The sequence below is a fragment of the Roseateles sp. genome, from assembly GCF_049240545.1.
Lineage (GTDB): Bacteria > Pseudomonadota > Gammaproteobacteria > Burkholderiales > Burkholderiaceae_C > Paucibacter_A.
Genome location: NZ_JBMLSK010000053.1, coordinates 1 through 18,393, shown reverse-complemented (window position 1 = coordinate 18,393; position 18,393 = coordinate 1). Strand labels below are relative to the sequence as shown.

At 65.2% G+C, this 18,393-nt stretch carries 12 protein-coding genes; 7 read left to right on the top strand and 5 right to left on the bottom strand.

Features of this window, described 5'->3' with window-relative positions; translation table 11 throughout:
- Window positions 1–106 precede the first annotated feature (106 nt).
- From ACOVRJ_RS03535 to ACOVRJ_RS03525, 3 genes are all read right to left on the bottom strand, one after another.
- Window positions 107–574 carry a hypothetical protein gene (locus tag ACOVRJ_RS03535; RefSeq protein WP_422042522.1) on the bottom strand — a complete coding sequence of 156 codons (468 nt, stop codon included), beginning with the start codon at window positions 572–574 and terminating at the stop codon, window positions 107–109.
- 13 nt (window positions 575–587) lie between these two features.
- The gene (locus tag ACOVRJ_RS03530; RefSeq protein ID WP_422042521.1) at window positions 588–1,964 is read right to left on the bottom strand and encodes a hypothetical protein; all 1,377 of its coding nucleotides are present in this window, start codon (window positions 1,962–1,964) and stop codon (window positions 588–590) included.
- A gap of 68 nt (window positions 1,965–2,032) precedes the next feature.
- Window positions 2,033–5,851, bottom strand: coding sequence for an AAA family ATPase (locus tag ACOVRJ_RS03525; RefSeq protein WP_422042520.1), 3,819 nt, complete (start codon window positions 5,849–5,851; stop codon window positions 2,033–2,035).
- 159 nt (window positions 5,852–6,010) lie between these two features.
- Between ACOVRJ_RS03525 and ACOVRJ_RS03520 the strand changes: the two genes are divergently transcribed.
- The 6 genes from ACOVRJ_RS03520 to ACOVRJ_RS03495 all read left to right on the top strand — a co-directional run bounded on the left by ACOVRJ_RS03520 (window position 6,011) and on the right by ACOVRJ_RS03495 (window position 12,701).
- A complete protein-coding gene (locus ACOVRJ_RS03520; RefSeq protein ID WP_422042519.1) occupies window positions 6,011–6,679 on the top strand; it encodes an SDR family oxidoreductase in 669 nt (222 codons plus the stop codon).
- Between the two features lie 341 nt (window positions 6,680–7,020).
- A complete protein-coding gene (locus tag ACOVRJ_RS03515) occupies window positions 7,021–7,695 on the top strand; it encodes a PEP-CTERM sorting domain-containing protein (RefSeq protein ID WP_422042518.1) in 675 nt (224 codons plus the stop codon).
- Window positions 7,696–7,813: 118 nt separating this feature from the next.
- Window positions 7,814–8,944 carry an acyl-CoA dehydrogenase family protein gene (locus ACOVRJ_RS03510; RefSeq protein ID WP_422042517.1) on the top strand — a complete coding sequence of 377 codons (1,131 nt, stop codon included), beginning with the start codon at window positions 7,814–7,816 and terminating at the stop codon, window positions 8,942–8,944.
- A 145-nt stretch (window positions 8,945–9,089) separates the two neighbouring features.
- Complete coding sequence (locus ACOVRJ_RS03505) at window positions 9,090–10,718, top strand: GNAT family N-acetyltransferase (protein ID WP_422042516.1); 1,629 nt, start codon at window positions 9,090–9,092, stop codon at window positions 10,716–10,718.
- Window positions 10,719–10,915: 197 nt separating this feature from the next.
- Window positions 10,916–11,839: a hypothetical protein gene (locus tag ACOVRJ_RS03500; RefSeq protein WP_422042515.1), complete on the top strand. Its 924-nt coding sequence runs from the start codon at window positions 10,916–10,918 to the stop codon at window positions 11,837–11,839.
- Window positions 11,840–12,044: 205 nt separating this feature from the next.
- Window positions 12,045–12,701, top strand: a complete 657-nt coding sequence (locus ACOVRJ_RS03495) for a 2-hydroxychromene-2-carboxylate isomerase (protein WP_422042514.1) — start codon at window positions 12,045–12,047, stop codon at window positions 12,699–12,701.
- 38 nt (window positions 12,702–12,739) lie between these two features.
- Here the strand turns inward: ACOVRJ_RS03495 and ACOVRJ_RS03490 are convergent, their stop codons facing one another.
- Window positions 12,740–13,477, bottom strand: a complete 738-nt coding sequence (locus ACOVRJ_RS03490; RefSeq protein WP_422042513.1) for a substrate-binding periplasmic protein — start codon at window positions 13,475–13,477, stop codon at window positions 12,740–12,742.
- A gap of 249 nt (window positions 13,478–13,726) precedes the next feature.
- Between ACOVRJ_RS03490 and ACOVRJ_RS03485 the strand changes: the two genes are divergently transcribed.
- Window positions 13,727–15,646, top strand: a complete 1,920-nt coding sequence (locus ACOVRJ_RS03485) for a PhoX family protein (protein ID WP_422042512.1) — start codon at window positions 13,727–13,729, stop codon at window positions 15,644–15,646.
- A gap of 84 nt (window positions 15,647–15,730) precedes the next feature.
- On the opposite strand, the gene ACOVRJ_RS03480 is transcribed toward ACOVRJ_RS03485, so the two are convergent.
- The coding region (locus ACOVRJ_RS03480; protein ID WP_422042511.1) for an indolepyruvate ferredoxin oxidoreductase family protein at window positions 15,731–18,393 on the bottom strand (2,663 nt) is incomplete at its 5' end.

Here is an 18,393-nt window from a genome sequence, read left to right as displayed (position 1 = left end):
AACATCGCCAAGGCCGCTGCTACCAAGTAAGCCCTGGCCGGCGCCAGCAGGCGCAGCCAGCTGGTCCGCGCGCGGCCGAGGTCGGAGGCGGCAGTCGTCACGACAGTCAGTCCAGATTGGCGGTCATCAGGACTTTCACGCCCGCACCGTTTGGCTTGCGTGAGACGTAGCCAATCGCGCCTGGCGTGCTTTGCACCAGGCGGGTCACTTCTTCGTCGCTGTCCACCTGGCGCGGCGGTAAGCCCATGCCGGTGAAGCTCTGGCGCGCCCAGAAGGCTCGCAGCTGGCCGGGGCTGCGACCGGTGACTTGGTCATAGAAAGCGCGGCGTAGGCCGCTGCCCTCGCGCAAGTCGATGGGCTGGATGGCCTGGCCGTCGGGCCAGTTTTGTTGTTGGCGCAGATAGATCTGCGTCATGCGCTCGGGGCTGATTTTGTCCAGCGCCACGTCTTTGTGAGCGATCACGACCAGTTCGTTGGCGGCCAGCGCAGGCTGGGATGTTGCAAGCCAGAGCAGGGCCAGCAGAGCAAGCAGGGTGGAGGGCGTGCGGGGCAACAAGTGTTTTGCGAAGTTCATGTCCATGCCCTCTTCAGAACACCAGGTCCAGCGTGACGCTGAACAGCTGGAGCTTGTTGTCGAAGGGCAGCTTGGGCACAGCCAGCGGGCCAGGCGTGTTGGCATTGGGCGTGCGCACCAGGTCGAGCTGGGTTTTGATCGCCATGTTCTCGCGCCAGTCCCAGCGCAGGCCGAAGCTGAGCGAGCGGCTGCTGATGTCGGCGAACTGCTGGGCCTGGTCAAAGCCCTGCTGCAGCTGGCTCAAACCGGCGTCGAGCTGCGGGCTCAGTCCGGTGGGGGCCAGCGCCGAGGTATTGAGTTTGGCGCTGGAGCGCTTCAGCTGGGCCACGTTCACATAAGGCGTGAAATCGCCGAAGCTGCGCGCCAGCGTGACGCTATAGCCTGTGCCCCGACCGACCAGATCGTTGCGCGGGTCCATCCAGGTCAGCTCGGCCAAGAGGCGCCAGCGCTGCCAGTTGCCGTCCAGGCCGACGCTGGTGTAAATCGGGCGGTTGTTGAAAGGGTTGCGCAAGGCGTCCAGTCCCTGTGCCTTGGCCTGCAAGGCGGCCGCCATCGCCGGAGGCAGCATGGGGTTGAGGGTCATCTGCTGCAAAGCGCCGCTGAGCTGGGTCAGGCCGCTGTTGAGTTGATTGACTTGATCGGAGCGCAGCACATAACGGTCAATCTCGGTGCGTGAGACGCGCAGGGTCAGGTCTTGCAGATTGGCGCTGAGGCTGAAGCCCAGCAGGCCGCGCAGGCTGGCATCGGCCGACAGGGCGGGCGAGAAGTTGTTGAAGCGATGGGTGTAGTCGTAGCGGCCGCCGAACACCTGCGCCAGCAGGCTGGCGTCGCCCAGGTTGAGGCGCCATTGCAGATCCGCACCGTCAAGGCTGGCCACGCTGTTGGTGAGGGCGTAGATGGCCGGTGCCGGGCGCGCGGTCAGGTTGGCATAGCCGATCTCGGCGATGCTGGAGTCAAAAAACAGCGGGCTGCGCATGCGGCCCAGGTTCAGGCTCAGGCCTTGGCCGAGTTGCTGGCGCAGGGCGGCAATGCGCAGGCGCGGCTGCATGTCCTCGCCCGCGCGGGCCACGCCCTGCACTTGAAAGGTGGTGCCGTTCAGTGGCTGCCATTCCAGCTGCAGGCCCAGCACCGTGTCCAGATTGGCCGACCAGCCTTGTTGCACCGGCTTGAGCTGCGAGAACGAGGTGATGACCCCGGCCGTGGCGTTGTCGTTGTGGGCCACGCCCAGGGTGCCAAAGCCCGAGAAGCGCAGCGGGCGGGCGCGGCTCTCGCTTTCGGTCGAGCTGCCGCTGCTCTCGTCGGCGGCTTGCGCCGTGGCGCTGGCCAGCAGGGCCAGCCCGGCCAGCAGCCAGGCGGCTGCGCGCCTGCGGTTTTCTTTTCTTGTCAGCATCAAAGCAATCCCTCGCTACGGCCCACTGCATGTTCGGCGGGCCTGAAATTAAGCGAGAGCTTGCCGAGCTAGCGTTGAATTTCCGTTGAAAGGCCGGGGGCACCGTTGAACAGGGCCTGGCGCTGGGCGGCGCTGCGCTGCAAGAGCAAGTCGGCCCCCATGGCTTGGCCGGCCTCCAAAGCTTCATCCAGCGCTTGTTCAATCTCGGCGTGTGGCCCGTCCAAGGCGGCCAGGGCCTGGGCACGCATGCGCCAAAGCTCGGGCAGCAGGTAAAACTCCTGGCGCTCGCGGGCCTTGGGTAGGCAGGCGTCCACTTGCGCCAGGGCTTCCTCGGCCTGGCCGAGGTTCAGCAGTCCCTCGATCAGGAAGGACAGGAAGGTCGCCTCGGTGCTGGGCATGGCCACGGCCGAGGCACCGGCCGCCTGACGGATGGGCAGCAGGCCGGCCGGGTCGCCGCCGGCTGCTTGGCTCCAACCCAGCACCAGCGCCCCCACGGCCTGCCACAGCGCCAGGCCATGACGCTCGGCCAGGGCCAGTAGTTCCAGGCTCAGGGGCAGGGCGGCCTCGGGCCGGCGCAGATGGCGCAGCAGCACTGCGTTCATCGCCAGGGCGAAGCCCAGCGTGTGGGCATGGCCGAGTTCGCGGGCCTGTTGCAGACCGAGTTTGCTTTGTGACAGCGCCTCGTCCACCCGGCCTTGCAAGGCCAGCGGCCAGCCCAGCATGGCGCGTGCGGCGATGCCGCCATGCTCACCAAAGCGCTGGGTCAGCTGGGTGCGTTGGCGGGCGGGCAGGCGTTCGCCCGCTGCGGCTGCCTCGGCCAGGGCTTCGCATGAGGCTTGCAAATGGCCCAGGAAGAACTGGTTATTGCCCAGGGCATAACGCGCTTGCACGGCGGCAGCGGCATCGCCGGTGTCGGCAGCCACGCTCAGCAGCTCCTGTGCCAGGTCCAGCACGGGGCGCTCGTCCGGGCCGCTGCGGCTGCCCAGCCACAAGCCCCAGAGCGCCTGGAAGCGCTGGCCTGGGCCACTGCGGGCACCGGCTTCGTCGCAGGCCTGCAGCGCCTGGCGGTAGCACTGGCGCGCGGCCGGCGAGCCGTAGCCTTCCAGGGCTAACAAGCCATGGCCCTGGCCCATCAGCAGGGGCAGGCGCAGGCGTTGCAGCAGGGCCGGCGTGGCCTCGGGCAACTGCAGCGCGGCCAGGCCTTGTTCGAAACCGTGGCGCGCCTCCTGATGCGCCGATTGGGCGGCGGCGCGCTCGGCCGCCTGCAGCCAGTAATGCGCGGCCACCGGGTCGCCGGCGGCGTGCAAATGCTGGGCCAGGGCCTCGGGTGCATCGGCGGCGAGGCTGGCGAAGGGGCCCATCAAAGCCTGGGCGGCGCGGCGGTGCAGGGCGCGGCGTTCGCCGGCGCTGAGGGTCTCCAGTGCTGCGTCGCGGATCAAGGCATGGCGGAACTGCCAGTGTTGCGGCCCGTGGGCTTGCAGCAGGTCGAGCCGCGCCAGCTGGGCCAACTGCTGCGCCAGCGGCCCGGCCGGCAGCTGCAGCAGCTCTTGCAGCAAGGCCGGCGAGCAGCTGCTGCCCAGCAGGGCTGCGCCCTGGGCCAGGCGTTTGGCCTCGGGCGGCAGGCGGTCGAGGCTGGCGGCCAACAGGTCCCAGAGCGTGGCGGGCACTTTGTCTTCGGGCCGCAGGCGCAGCGAGCGCACCAGCTCTTCAGCAAACAGCGGCACACCGCCGGCGCGTTGCAGCACTTGCTGGCGCTGGGCCGCGGGCGGTGGGCTGCCGTCGAGCTGGTCGATCAGGCGGCCCATGTCATCGGCGGGCAAGGGGCTGAGGGTCAGACAGAGGTCGAGGCTGGCGCGCAGGTCTTCGGGCGGCGCCTCGCGCGAGCTGAGCAGCAGCAGGCCCGGAGCGCGCTGAGCGGCGGGGCGCTGCAAATGTCGTTGCAGGTGCAGCTGCAGCAGCTCCAGCGTGGACGGGTCGGCCCAGTGCAGGTCTTCCAACAGTAGCAGCTGCGGCCGGCCCTGAGCCAGGCCTTCAAACAGTTCGCAGAGCAGGGTTTGCAGCTCGCGCTTGTGCAGCGGTTCGTTCGGGGTTGTGTCGGCCTGGGTCTGCAGCAGCAGCGGGCGCAGCAGGCTCAGCGCGGCAGCTTGCGCGGCCGGGACGATGCCGGCCTGCAGCAGCAGGCGGCCAAGGGCTTGTTCGGCCTGGGCTTCATTGCCCTCCAGCGCGGCCCCTAGGCGCCGGCGCAGCGTGGCGCGCACCGGCTGCAGCGGGGTGTGACGGTACTCGGGGCGGCAATGCAGCTGTGAGATGGGCGGAGCGGGCTGCCCGCTGTGACCCGGCTGAGCCGCGACTTGCTGGCGCAGGGCCAGCAACAGCCGGGTCTTGCCCAGGCCGGGCTCGCCTTGCACCCAGACCGTGCGCGCACCTTGCTGGGCTCGCGCCCATTCCTCTTGCAGCTGGGCCAGTTCGGCGCTGCGGCCGACCATGGGCTTGAGCGTGTCCAGGCGGCTGGCAGTTTGCGCCGGGCGTGCGCCCAGCAGCGCTGCGCTGCCCCCCGGTGTGTGGGGCATGGCGAAGCGGTGGTGGCGTTCGCTTTGCTGGCGCAGCTCCGCGCTGACGGCGATGTGGCCCGCCTCGGACTGCAAGGCCAGCTTGCGCGCCAGGCGCGAAAGCGCGCCGACACTGTCGGGAGAGGCCTGTTCGGGGTCGGCATGGACCCAGCCCACATGCAGACCCTGGCGCAGTGCCCAGGTCTGGCGGCTGCTTTCTTCCTGCGCGGTGGCCAGCTCGAGCGCGGCATCCAAGGCCAGGCGCGGCGCCTGTTCCTGCGCACGGGGGTGGCCGAAAAAGGCCAAGAGCTCGCCACCCTCGGCGCGCTGCACATGGGCGCCACGCGCCTGCAGCAGCTGGCGAGCCTGCTGTAGCCGAGCTTGCAGGGCGGCGGCCAGGGCCTCGGCTTCGCGGTCGGCTTCGTCGGCCGGGGCTTCCCATTCGCAGGCCAGGGCGACGACCCGGCGGCGTTCGGCTCTTGCGGTGGGGACCTCGGGGGCGAGCGATGCAGTTTGGCGCAGACCCTCGGCCAGGGCCAAGGTGGCGGCTTGCGGTTGCAGCTGCAGCTCGGTTTGCAGTTGTTTGCGGAATTGTTCGAACAAGGCCAGCGCCTCGCCGGCGGCTGATGGAGCCAGCAAGCGTATGCAACGGCGCAGGGCTGGCTCGCACCAGGGGTCTTGGGCGAGGGCGCGGCGCGCGCAGGCCAAGCCAGCTTCGACCTCGCCGGCGTCCTCATGCAGTTGCCCCAGTGATTCCAATACCTGTTGGGCCTGGCGCAGCAAGGCTTCGCGGCGCGGCTGCAGCCAGGCTTCAAAGCCGGGCGCCTCGGGCAATTGCAAGCCGTCCAGCAGCGGACCACGGTAGAGGCTCAGGGCCTGCTGCAAAGCCTGGCGGCGTGCCTCGGCATGCGGTGTGGCGGCGTCCAGCTGGGCGAGGGCGAAGTCTCGGCAGTCCAGCTGCCAGGCCAGGTCATCGCGCAGCTGCAATTGCTTTTTGTCGCTCAGCAGCGGCTCGAGGTCCGGCTGCTCAGGCCAGAGCTGGGCCAGCACCCGGCGCAGGTCAAACAGAGCGCGACGCAGATTGGCGCGCGCTTGCTCTAGCGCGGAGTCTGGCCACAGGGTTTCGGCCAGCACTTCGCGCGCCAGTGGCCCGGTCTGCAAGACCAGCATGGCCAGCAGGGCGCGCACCTTGTCGTAGGGCAGGGGTACGACCTGGCCCTGCGCGCTGCGCAATTCGAAGCCGCCCAGCAGACGCAGCTGAGGCGAGGTGTTGGCGGCAGGCTGCGGGCTCGCAGCGGGAGGGGCGGAGGCAGGGGACGCGAGGGACTTGGGGGGCATGGCGGTCAAGAATCTGGCGGCAGTATGCCCGGTCGATGTGACACCTGCACGGCGCTCTAGCTTCATGGGGAGGGCTTGGGCGTCAGCGCTGGGAGGTGGGTGGTAGGGGGGCTGGGGCAGAATCGCGCCCAGCCCTTTTTTCACCAGGAACTCTTGAACATGGCCTCAGTCTTGATCGTCGGCGCTTCGCGTGGCATTGGTTTGGAATGGGTGCGGCAGGCGCGCGAAGCGGGCGACCGGGTGGTGGCTACGGCGCGCGATGAGGCGGGGCTGCAGCGCCTGCGTGATCTGGGCGCGGTGGCGCTGAAGCTGGACGTCATGAACACGGCCAGCGCCTCGGGCCTGGCTTGGCAGATCGATGGCTATGCCTTCGATCAGGTGGTCTTGGTGGCGGGCGTGTATGGCCCGCGCTCTAAGGGGCTGCAAACGCCGACCGAGGCCGAGTTCAACACCGTGATGCAGACCAATGTCTTGGGGCCGATGCGGGTGCTGCCTCAGCTGCAAGACGCCTTGGCGCCTGGGGCGCGGCTGGCCATCATGTCTTCGTGCATGGGTTCGAACAGTTTGCGCAGCAATGGCCAGGGCTGGCTATACCGCGCCTCCAAGGCGGCGGTGAACTCGGTGCTGAAGGATGCATCGCTGTTGCTGCAAGACAAGGCGGTGTGCATAAGCGTCAACCCTGGCTGGGTGCGCACCGAGATGGGCGGCGAGGACGCGGACATCGAGGTGTACACCAGCGTAGCCGGTATGCGCGGCGTTATGGCGGCTTTGAGCCCGGCCGATCAGGGCAGCTTTATCAACTACGACGGTGAACGTTTGAGCTGGTGAGCGTTTGTCTTTGGCGCCACAAACCGGGTGTGCATTTGTTCCGCTTTTCAGCTCTTTGTGTTTTTAGTTTGAGCATGGTAGCGCCGACCCATTGAGGAAGTTGGTTTGGGTGTCAAGCCTCTAAAGGCCCGTGTTCATCGGTGTTTTCTGGGGATTGGCTTTCAAGAATGAGTTGGCGGACCCTGCTGATTCGTGAAAAGCTAACACCGTAGTTGAGGGGTGTGTCGCAGGGTCAGGCTTCCCATAATTCGCTCGTCAAACGTCATGACCGCCGCCCAGAGTAGGTGCGCAAGTCTGGCTTTGTCATCAACCAACTTTGATGAAAGACGCGAGGGAATCCAATGAAGCAAATCAACACATCGATGTCCAAGCTGGGCTTCGCAGCCGTGACCGTAGCGCTGTCAGCGCTGAGCGCCTCGGCGCAGGCCGGCGTGGTGGCGGCCTGGGACTTTGAGAACGCCACGCTGCGCCAGATCAGCGGCATTGCCGCTTCAAGCACGGCGGCGGGCGTGAGCAACGCCGTCTTCAACACCGGCAACAACGGTGTGGAAAAGTTCAGCGGCCCGACTGGACAGTTGTCGGCGACGCGTAGCTTCAACAACAGCAACAACACGCCCTGGCTGAGCTTCACTTTGGCGCAGGCCATGAGTGATCTGTCGCTGAGCTTCACTCATTTTCACAATCACAACCCCGGCTTCCCGACAGCGTCCGGCTATAAGTACGGTGTGCAGATCAATAGCGGCAATGGCTGGCTGAATCTCGCCATGGATCTGCTGGCTTCAAAGGACACCAACGGCTCGACCACAAACATTGATCTGAAGTCCGGTCTGAACGCGGGCACCCATTCGCTGCGCTGGGTGGGCTACGGCTATTCAAGGGGCGACAACTCTGGCAGCGAGTTCTTTGCGCTGAACAACGTGGTGTTGAGCAACCATGTGCCCGAGCCGGCCTCGCTGGCCTTGGTCGGCCTGGCATTGGCTGGCGTGACCGTCGCGCGCCGCCGCAAGCAGGCTTGATCAAGGCTTGACCAAGCCCTGAGCGAAGGCAGGCTTCGCCGGACGCGGTATCGTTCAGGTTTTGCCGCGCGCTTGATGCGCGTGGCGCCTTAATACAGACCTATCCGAGACAAACGCCATGCTGCTTTCCGACGACCACCGCGCCATCCAGGACGCGATCCGCGCCTATGTGCAAACCGAGATCGCCCCGAAGGCGGCGCAATGGGACAAGACCCATCACTTCCCAGCCGCTGAACTGCAAGGCTTGGCCGAGCTGGGGTGCTACGGCGTGGCGGTGCCCACCGAGTACGACGGCGCGGGCCTGGACTATCTGGCGCTGAGCATCATCTTGGAAGAGATTGGCGCCGGGGACGGCGCCACCTCCACCGTGGTCAGCGTCAACAACTGCCCGGTCTGCTCCATCCTGATGGCCTTTGGCAATGAAGACCAGAAGCAGCGGTTCCTGAAACCGCTGGCGCGCGGCGATATGTTGGGCGCGTTTTGCCTGACCGAGCCGCATGTGGGCTCGGAGGCTGGCGGCCTGCGCACGACCGCAGTGCTCGACGGCGACGAATACGTGCTGAACGGCGTCAAGCAGTTCATCACCAGCGGCAAGAACGGCGATGTGGCCATCGTCATGGCCGTGACCGATAAGGAAGCCGGCAAGAAAGGCATCAGCGCCTTCTTGGTGCCAACCACAACGCCCGGCTACGAGGTGGACCGCATCGAAGACAAGATGGGTCAGCACGCCAGCGACACCGCGCAGATCCGCTTTGAGAACTGCCGCGTGCCGGTGGCCAACCGTTTGGGTGAAGAAGGCCAGGGTTTGAAGATCGCCTTGTCCGGCCTAGAAGGCGGCCGCATCGGCATTGCCTCGCAAGCGGTCGGCATGGCGCGTGCGGCTTTTGAAGCGGCCTTGAAGTACAGCAAGGAGCGCACTTCGTTTGGCCAGGCCATCTTCAACCACCAAGCCATCAATTTCAAACTGGCCGATATGGCCACGCAGATCGAAGCGGCGCGCCAGCTGATCCACCACGCCGCCAGCTTGAAAGACGCCGGCCAGCCCTGCCTGAAAGAAGCGGCCATGGCCAAGCTCTTCGCCACCGAGATGGCCGAGCGCGTCTGCTCCGATGCGATCCAGGTGCACGGCGGCTACGGCTATGTGAGCGACTTCCCGGTCGAGCGCATCTACCGCGATGTGCGCGTCTGCCAGATCTATGAAGGCACCTCGGAAGTGCAAAAGATATTGATCGGCCGCGCGCTGGCTTGATCGGCTTCGGCCGTTATGGCCGCCATGGCCGTTTTGGCCGCTTGGGGCGCATGTTCTGCGCCCAAGCGGGGCATGTTCTGCGACTTGGTCGATTGCCCGGCGGGCCGGGCTGGGGCGACCGAGGCCCTGGCCTACCATTCGGCCTATGTCATCCCATGCCCTGAGTTTCAAGATCGCCGACCAGCCGGAAGAGTTCAAAGCCATTCATGGGCTCAACTACCGGACCTTTGTCGAAGAAATCCCTCAGCACGCCAGCAACGCCGAGCGTCGCTTGGTGGATCGCTTTCATGCCGAGAACACCTATGCCATCTGCCTGAATCAGGGCGAGGTGGTGGGCATGATTGCTGGCCGCTGTCAGCGCCCCTTTTCTTTGGACGGCAAGCTGGCCGAACTCGATCAGCATTTGCCGCCGCACCAAAAGGCGGTGGAGATACGGCTCTTGGCGGTTGATCCGGCGTTTCGCAAGCATGCGGTGTTTGCGCGCTTGGCCGGTGTGTTGGCGCGTTACTTCCGCGGCCAGGGCTGTGACCTGGCTTTGATCTCCGGCACCTTGCGGCAGACCAAGTTGTACCGGCACTTGGGTTTTGAGCCCTTCGGCCCCTTGGTCGGCACGGCCGAGGCGCCTTACCAGCCGATGCTGATGCGCCTGCCTGAGTACGCGGCGAAGGCGGCGCATCTTGAATACCTCTCAGATGGGCAGCACGCCAGCTTCTTGCCGGGGCCGATTGCCATCTCGCCGGCGGTGGCGCAGGCCTTGGCTGAGCCGGCGCATTCGCACCGCGGCGCGCAGCACCTGCAGCGTTTGGCGCGAGTTCGCCAGCGTTTGTGTGAGCTGGCCTCTTGCGACGATGCCTTGGTGTTCCCGGGCACGGGCACCCTGGCCAATGATGCCGTGGCGGGGCAGCTCTCGTTGTTGAACCAGCCAGGCTTGGTCATCAGCAATGGCGAATTCGGCGAGCGCTTGGCGGATCACGCGCGGCGCTGGCGCTTGCCGCACCAGGTCTTGAATTTAGGTTGGGGCGAGGCCTTGTCGGCGGAGCGCTTGAACCAAGCCATGGATGAGCAGCGCCCCGCTTGGTTGTGGGTGGTGCTGTGCGAAACCTCCACCGGCATGCGCAACTCGCTGCCGCTCTTGAAGGCGGCCTGTGCGCGGGTTGGCGCTCGGCTGTGTGTGGATGCGGTCAGCGCCTTGGGGCTGCAGCCTTTGGATCTGCAGGGCGTGTGGCTGGCCAGTGCGGTCAGCGGCAAGGCGCTGGGTGCGTATCCGGGCCTGGCGATCGTCTTGCACAACGGCGCTTTGCAAGCGCCAGGGCAACTGCCGCGCGCCATCGACCTGGGCGCTTTTGCGCAGGCGCAAGGTGTGCCTTACACCCAGAGTTCGAATTTGCTGGCGGCTTTGGATGCGGCCCTAGACATTGATTGGCCGGCCCGCTGGCAGTCGGTGTCTGAGGCGGATGCCTTCTTGCGGGAGGCCTTGGTGAACGAGGCGTCGGACGCGGGTGCCGCAGCGCCTTGGCAGTTGCTGGTCAGCGGGCCCGAAGCGATGCCGGGTGTATTGACCTTGGCGCTTGACCCTTCGCTGCGCGCCAGCCGATTAGGCCCTTGGCTCGAGCGCGCAGGCTTCAAGCTGGCTTGGCAAAGCGGCTATCTGCAAGAGCGCAACCAGTTGCAAATCTGTTTGATGGGCGCCTGGAATCAGGCGGCGCTCGATTTGCTGCCCTCCCAGCTCCGCCTTGGCGCGCTCAGGGCCTTAAAAGCTGACATGGCAATTTGACAGTGGCCTGGGGGAGGACAGAAGGACAAAAGAAAGGGATGTTCGGCTATGTACAAAACGTACACAGACAAGAATAGGGGCTATCCCTAAAATTCTGCCTCGATGTCAAAAGCGCCTCTCTATAGGAGGTGTCAGACCCAAGCATTTCGCCGCCAGGCCTCAAACCCAGCCTTTTTGAAAGCTCGTTAGGAACTTCCATGGATAAGCAAGCCGCTCTGATCAATACCAGCCCCCGACTTCGCCCATTGCTGGCCCTGATGTCTTTGTCAGCCGTAGCTTTGCTGAGTGCATGTGGCGGCGGCGGAGGTGGCGGCGACGTCACACCGCCACCTCCTCCCCCAGTGGATGTTGCAGAAGTGGCGGTCTTGGTGAAGCCTATCGGTAACCCCGTGGCTTCGAGCAGCGGCAGCCAGAAGCTGGCCACCGTCAAGCTCAGCAACGTCGGCAAGGGTGTGGCTGAAACGACGGACTTCAACATCACGGCCGATGCTGATCTGCAAGACTTGAAGGTGCTCAATTGCTCGTCTGATAACTCGGCCAGCGCATGCCCTGGCCTGGGTTCGCGCATGACCGTCAGCAAGTTGCAGCCCGGCTCTTCATTGACTTTCGATGTGGCGGGCGTGGTCAAGCTGGGCACCAGCAAAGTGATCAATGTGGGGGCTTCCGCCAGCACCACCAATGGCGGCCAGTCGTCCAGCAACAGTCAGTCGGTGGGCTTCAAGGTCTATAGCGTGGATATGGCCGTGCAAGTCGCGGGCCCTGGCTTGACCGTTCCGATTCCGGCTGGCGGCAGCTTCAACTACGTCGTCACGGTTAGCAACAAGGGCCCTGATGCTGCTACGGATGCGGAGTTGGGCATGGACATGCTGAGCAACCCCTCTGCCACGGCGCCGACCTTGGGCACCATCACCTGCAGTGCCTCTGGTGGTGCTACCTGCCCGAGCGTGTTGAAGATGGGCGTCATGGCGCTGCCGAATGTGCCCAAGGATGGCACCCTGGTGTTCACCGTGCCTTACAGCTTTGCGCCTGGCGTCACACAAGCCACGTTCTTCAACACCAGCGTACGGGCCAGCGCCGATACGGACAGCAGCAATAACAGCAGCCTGACCGGGACGCCCTGAGTTTTTTCGTCACTGAGCGAGGGCCAGATCGAAAGGTCTGGCCCTTTTTCTTTTCAGCGGCATCTCTGCAGCGATGGTGGTGGAGGACTTGCTCGCTTGGACGGGTGCGTCAGTCGCACCAGCCTTGTGGTGGCTGTAGTTTTGTGGGCGAATTTGCGCGCTTGTACGGCTGCACTTTTGCCCCGAAATGCACTACGGTGAAGCCATGCTTGAAACCACCTTCCCCGAACGTGCCGCGCAGGCCATGCAGCGTGGTCCGATCCAGTTTTATTTCGATTTCTCTTCGCCTTACTCCTATATCGCGTCGGAGTGGATTGATGCCGTGGCCGCGCGCCATGGGCGCCGAGTGCAGTGGCATGCGGTCTTGCTCGGTGCGCTGTTTCAGGTGGCGGAGTTGAAGCCGCCGGTGGCGTATCCGCTCAAGCGTGAATACGCCCTGCGCGACTTTGAGCGCTCCGCGCAGTTTGCCGGTTTGCCCTACCGCCAACCGGAGAGTTTCCCCATCCCCACGCAAAACGCAGCGCGGGTGTTTTGGTGGCTCAACAGCCAGGACCCCGCTCGTGCGGTCGCTTGGGCGCGGGCGGGCTTTCGAGCCTATTTCGCGCGCGGCGTGGCCTTGAATGATCCGCTTCAGCTGAAGGAATTGGCGCAGCAAAGCGGCTTGGACGCGGATGCAGCCGAGGCCGCCTGGTCAGACCCGCAATGGAAGGAGCGCTTGAAGGCCGCCAATGACGCGGCGATTGCCGCCGGGGTCTTTGGTGCGCCGTTTTTCATCATCGACGGCGAGCCCTTCTGGGGCAATGACAGGCAAGCGCAGATCGAGCGCTGGCTGCAGGGCGGACCCTTCAAGGGTTTGGCTTGAACCCTTGCCGGCGTCTTCTGGCCGGCTGTGGGGATGAATCAGGGCGCGGCCGACGCCAAGCCGGCCTCTTTGAGAATTCTCTGAAAGCTGCCGTCGGCCCGCATGCTGCGCAGGCCTTGGTTGAAGGCACTCAGCAAGGCTTCTTGTTCGGGGTGGTTCTTGGCGCAGGCTAGGTAGGTGTCTTTGCGTTCAAGGCCCGGCGGCAGCCATTGCACGGCTTCTTGCAGGCCGGGCTCATTCTTGATGGCGTACTGGCCGCTGTCTTTGTTGCCAAAGGCCAACTCCACGCGACCGCGTGCGAGTTTTTGCAAATTGAGCTTGATGCCGCCCGAGAGGTCCAGACGCAGCCCTGGTTCCTGCAGCGCCGGCGGCAAGTAGCTGCCGCGTTCGACGCCGATCAAGCCTTGTTGAAGCGCACCGGCCTCGCGCCAATCTTTGGAGATTGCATCGTGTCGGCCGAAAAAGCCCAACTCTTGCTGCAGGATGGACAGCGAGTAATTGAAGGTCATATCCCGCTGTGGATTGCGCCAGATCCCCAAGATGAGGCATTTCCGGTCTTCGCCTTCTTTCAGGATGCGGGCCCAAGGCATGAACTGGGTTTGCACTGCATAGCCCGCTCGCCGGAAGGCTTCGCTGGCGATCTCGATCACCGGCCCTTGCTTGGGCAGCCTGGGGCTGTTGAAGGGCGGGAAGTTGCCCACGCAAATCGACACCGGCGCTTTGGCCGTCGAGCCCGACGCCATCGCACCCTGCTGGCCAGCCAGAGCGCTGGCCATGCCGGCCCACATTGCGGCCCAAAGCGCGGCCCGCAACTGCCACCGCTGCAACGGCCCCAAGACTTGCTGAGATGAGATGCTGGTGTGCTGCACGCTGCAACGATAAGCCGAAGCTCGGGCTGTTGAAGTTCAGGCCCGGCAGGCGAGCTGTCGGCTGGACCCATGACATGTCGCGATTCTCTGTCACGATACTGTCATCAAGCGCAGCAATGCTGCAAATCTTCCCCTTGTTGTGACGACTCTTGATCTATGTCCAAAGACTACACAAGCATGGAGGACAGCAACCGCTCCTCCAATTCCAGCATTCATGACATCAGCGAGCCCAGCCGGCGCAACTTTTTGCGCGGTTCGGCCGCCATGGCTTTTCTGGCGCCGCTGGGCGGTCTGACGACTCTGGCGGGCTGCGCCAGCACCGCCGAAGTGGCTGGAAACGGCCCTTTGCTGGGCTTTGCCAGCATCCCCATCAACAGCATTGACACCGTGTCTGTGCCGCCAGGCTACACCAGCCAGGTGATCGCCGCCTGGGGCGATCCGGTGGGGCTCTCGGGCGAGGCGCCGGCTTTCAAGACCGACGGCAGCAATAGCGCGGCCGAGCAATTGGCGCAGTTTGGTATGCACCATGACGGCATCCACTACTTCGCCCTCGAAGGCTCCAAGTCCGGCCTCTTGGCGATGAACCACGAGTATGTGGATGACGGTCTGCTGCATAGCGATGGTTTAGCGCAATGGTCCGCCGAAAAAGTGCGCAAGGCGCAGGCCGCGCATGGGGTCAGCATCTGCGAGGTGTCTCAGGCGGGTGGGCAATGGCAGGTGGTCTTGCCTTCTCCGTGGGCGCGGCGCATTACGGCCAATACGCCCATGGCTGTCAGCGGCCCGGCGGCAGGTCATGCTTTGATGCAGACCGCCGCGGATGCCAGCGGCCGCCGCGTGCTGGGCACGCTGAACAACTGCGGCAGCGGCATCACGCCCTGGGGAACCTATCTCACTTGTGAAGAAAACTTCATCGGCTACTTCAATGGCCCGGATGCGCCCAATGCCCATGAAACGCGCTGGGGCCTGCGCAAGGGCAACCCGAGCGGATCGCGCTGGCATGAGCATGACGGGCGCTTCGACGCGGTCAAGCATCCGAACGAGCCGAACCGCTTCGGCTGGGTGGTCGAGATTGATCCGATGAACCCGAGCAGCACGCCCGTCAAGCGCACCGCGCTGGGACGTGCCGCCCATGAAGGCGCCACCGTGGCGCTGACCCGCGACCGCCGTGCGGTGGTCTATATGGGTGAGGATGCGCGCTTTGAGTACATCTACAAGTTCGTCAGCCGCGATGCGGTGAAGCCCGGCGGCGCGTCCGCCAACCGCGACTTGCTGGACCATGGCACGCTGTATGTCGCCCGCTTTGATGCCGAGGGTCGTGGCGCTTGGCTGCCCTTGGTGCACGGCAAGGGCGGGCTGGATGCGGCCCAGGGCTTTGCCGATCAGGGCGAGGTCGTGATCAAGTCGCGCCAGGCCAGTGATCTCTTGGGCGGCACCAAGATGGACCGCCCCGAGTGGATCGCGGTGGACAAGCAGGGCTGGGTCTATTGCACCTTGACCAATAACAGCAACCGGGGCGGCAAGGACCAGCCGGGGGTGGACGCCGCCAACCCGCGCGCCAACAACACCATGGGCCACATCATCCGTTGGAAAGAAGACGGCGACCATGATGGCCTGAGCTTCCAGTGGAACCACTTTGTCTTGGCCGGCGACCCGCTGAACGAGCGCGCCGAGGCCAAGGGCAATGTGAAGGGCGACACCTTTGCATGCCCAGACGGGCTGTGGGTTGATGGCCGCGGCGTGCTGTGGATTCAGACCGATATGTCCACCGCCAATATGGGCAAGGGTGAACTGGCGGTGATGGGCCAGAACCAGATGTTGGCGGCCGACCCGCAAACCGGCGAGGTGCGCCGCTTCTTGACCGGGCCAGTGGGCTGCGAGGTGACGGGGGTAATGATGACGCCGGACGGCCGCAGCATGTTCGTCAACATCCAGCATCCCGGTGAAAGCCCGAGCGAGCGCAGCGATCCGGCCAAGCCCGACCGCTATTCCAACTGGCCGGACAAGCGCCCGGGCGCACGGCCTCGCTCGGCGACCGTCGTGGTGCGTAAGGCCGACGGGGGCCTCGTCGGCACCTGATCAAGTGCTGGGCCGCGGCGCGTCAATTGCGAACGCGCTGAGCCAGCAGGCGCTGGCTTTGCCTAGCTCCTGCAGGCGCAGGACTCAGAGCTCGGCCACGCCCTTCACCCGCTGCGGCGTGGCCACCTGTTGTGCCACCGGCTCGGCGCTGCGACCGTGGAAGCGGTCCAGCAGCGCCTTTTGCTTGGCTCGGGCCGTCACCACGTTTGCATGTTTGACATGGCCGTAGCCGCGGATCTGCTCGGGCAGGCGGGCCAGTTGCAGGGCGATGTCTAGCTTCTCGGCGCTTAGCCCCGCCAGCAACTCATCGACCAGCGCTTCGTAGTCCTTGATCAACTGGCGCTCCATGCGCCGCTCTTCGGTCTTGCCGAAGATGTCGAGCGCGCCGCCACGCAGACCCTTGAACTTGGCCAGGATCTTGAAGGCCTTGAAGGTCCAGCTGCCCATCTCGATCTTCTTGGCGCGACCATCGGCGCCGGGCTTGGAGATCAGCGGTGGGGCCAGGTGGAAGCTCAAGCGCTCCCAGTTGTCGAACTGCGCCTTCATCGCCGCTTCGAACTTGCCATCGGTGTAAAGGCGGGCGACTTCGTACTCGTCCTTGATGGCCAAGAGCTTGGCGTAGTAGCGGGCCACGGCCTTGGACAGGCGCTCGGCCTTGCCGGCTTCGCCCAAGCTGGACTCGGCCTTGCGCACGCGAGCGACCAAGTCGGCATAACGCTGCGCATAGGCGGCATCTTGGTAGGCGCTGAGGTGCTGCATGCGGCGGGCGATCAGGCCGTCCGGCCCGTCCAGCTTGTCTTGGCCCAAGAGCAGCTGCACCTTGTGTTCGTTCCCGCCGCCACCGCGCAGGCGGTCCAGCGCCTCGGGTGCTGCAATGGCCAGGCGGCCCAGCGCAAAGGCGGTCTTGTTGCCTTCCACCGCCACGCCATTGAGCTCCATGGCGCGCAGCAAAGCGGCTTGGCTCAGTGGGATCAGGCCACGCTGATAGCAGGCGCCTAGCATGATGATGTTGCTGGGCATGGTGTCGCCCATCAGGTCTTGGGCGATGGCTTGCGCATCCAGCGTGGAGAGCAGGCTGTCATCGGCAATCGCATGGCGCATCTTGGCCAGCAGCGAGTCGCCTTGCAGGCTGGCATCGGGGTTGCGCACAAAGGCGGCGGTGGGCAGCTCGTGCGTGTTGGCCACGATGATGGTGCGACCGGGCTTGACGGTGCCCAAGGCATCGGGCGAAGCGCCCACCACCATATCGCAGGCCAAGAGCACATCGGCCTGTTGCGTGTCGATGCGCACCTGGTTGAGCAAGTCTTGCGTCGGCGCCACGCGCACAAAGCTCAGCACCGAGCCGCCTTTTTGCGCGAATCCCATGAAGTCCAGCACCGAGGCTTGCTTGCCTTCCAAATGCGCGGCCATGGATACGAGTGCACCCACCGTCACCACACCGGTGCCGCCCACGCCGGTGACCAAGAGGTCAAACGGCCCCGTCCAGTTCCAGGGTTTGGGCGTGCCGATTGCCGCGATCTCGCGGGCTAGGTCTTGCGCGGTGAAGCCGCCGCCCACGCGCTTCTTCAGCTGCGCGCCATGCACCGAGACAAAGCTGGGGCAAAAGCCATTGACGCAAGAGAAGTCCTTGTTGCAACTGCTTTGCTCGATGGCGCGCTTGCGGCCGAAATCGGTTTCCACCGGCACGACCGACAAGCAGTTGCTGGCCTGGCCGCAGTCACCGCAGCCCTCGCACACCGCCTCGTTGATGAAGATGCGCTTTGGCGGGTCGACGAACTCTTTCTTCTTGCGGCGGCGGCGCTTTTCGGCGGCGCAGGTCTGGTCGTAGATCAGCACCGTCACGCCCTCGATCTCGCGCAGCTCGCGCTGCACCGCATCCAGCTCGCTGCGGTCGTGGAAGCTGGTGCCCGGCGGGAACAGGTTCTCGTGGCCTTGGTACTTCTGTGGCTCGTCGCTCACCACCACCAGGCGCTTCACGCCCTCGGCCTCCACCTGGCGCGCGATCTGCGGCACGCTGGTGCTGCCGTCCACCGGCTGGCCGCCGGTCATGGCGACCGCGTCGTTGTAGAGGATCTTGTAGGTGATATTGGTCTTGGCGGCGATGGCTTGGCGGATGGCCAAATAGCCCGAGTGGTAGTAGGTGCCGTCGCCGAGGTTCTGGAACACATGCTTCTCGGTGGTGAAGCGGCTGTGCGCCGCCCAGTCCACGCCCTCGGCGCCCATCTGAATTAGGCCGGAGGTGCCGCGCTCCATCCAGCTGGCCATGAAGTGGCAGCCGATGCCGGCCAGCGCGCGCGAGCCCTCGGGCAACTTGGTGCAGGTGTTGTGCGGGCAGCCCGAGCAGAAGTAGGGCTGGCGGCGCACGCCGTCGGCCGCGTTGGACAGCAGGCAGGGGGTGAGGAAGTCCACCACCAGATGGCGGCGGTCCAGGGCGGGGTTGAGGCGGGCCAGCCAGTCGGCCACCGTGTTCATGATGCGCGAGGGGCGCAGCTCGCCAAGCGCCGACAGCACGGCCTGGCCATGCTCATCGGTCTTGCCCACCACACGCGGGCGCTGCGCATCGGGCAGGTGGTAGAGCAGCTCCTTGATTTGGCGTTCGACGACCGGGGCCTTCTCCTCGATCACCAACATATCGGTCAGGCCCTGGGCGAACTCGCTCATGCGCGAGGCTTCGAGCGGGAAGACCAGGCCGACCTTGTAGACCCGCACGCCGGCCGCGGCCAGGGCATTGGGGTCCAGGTCCAGGC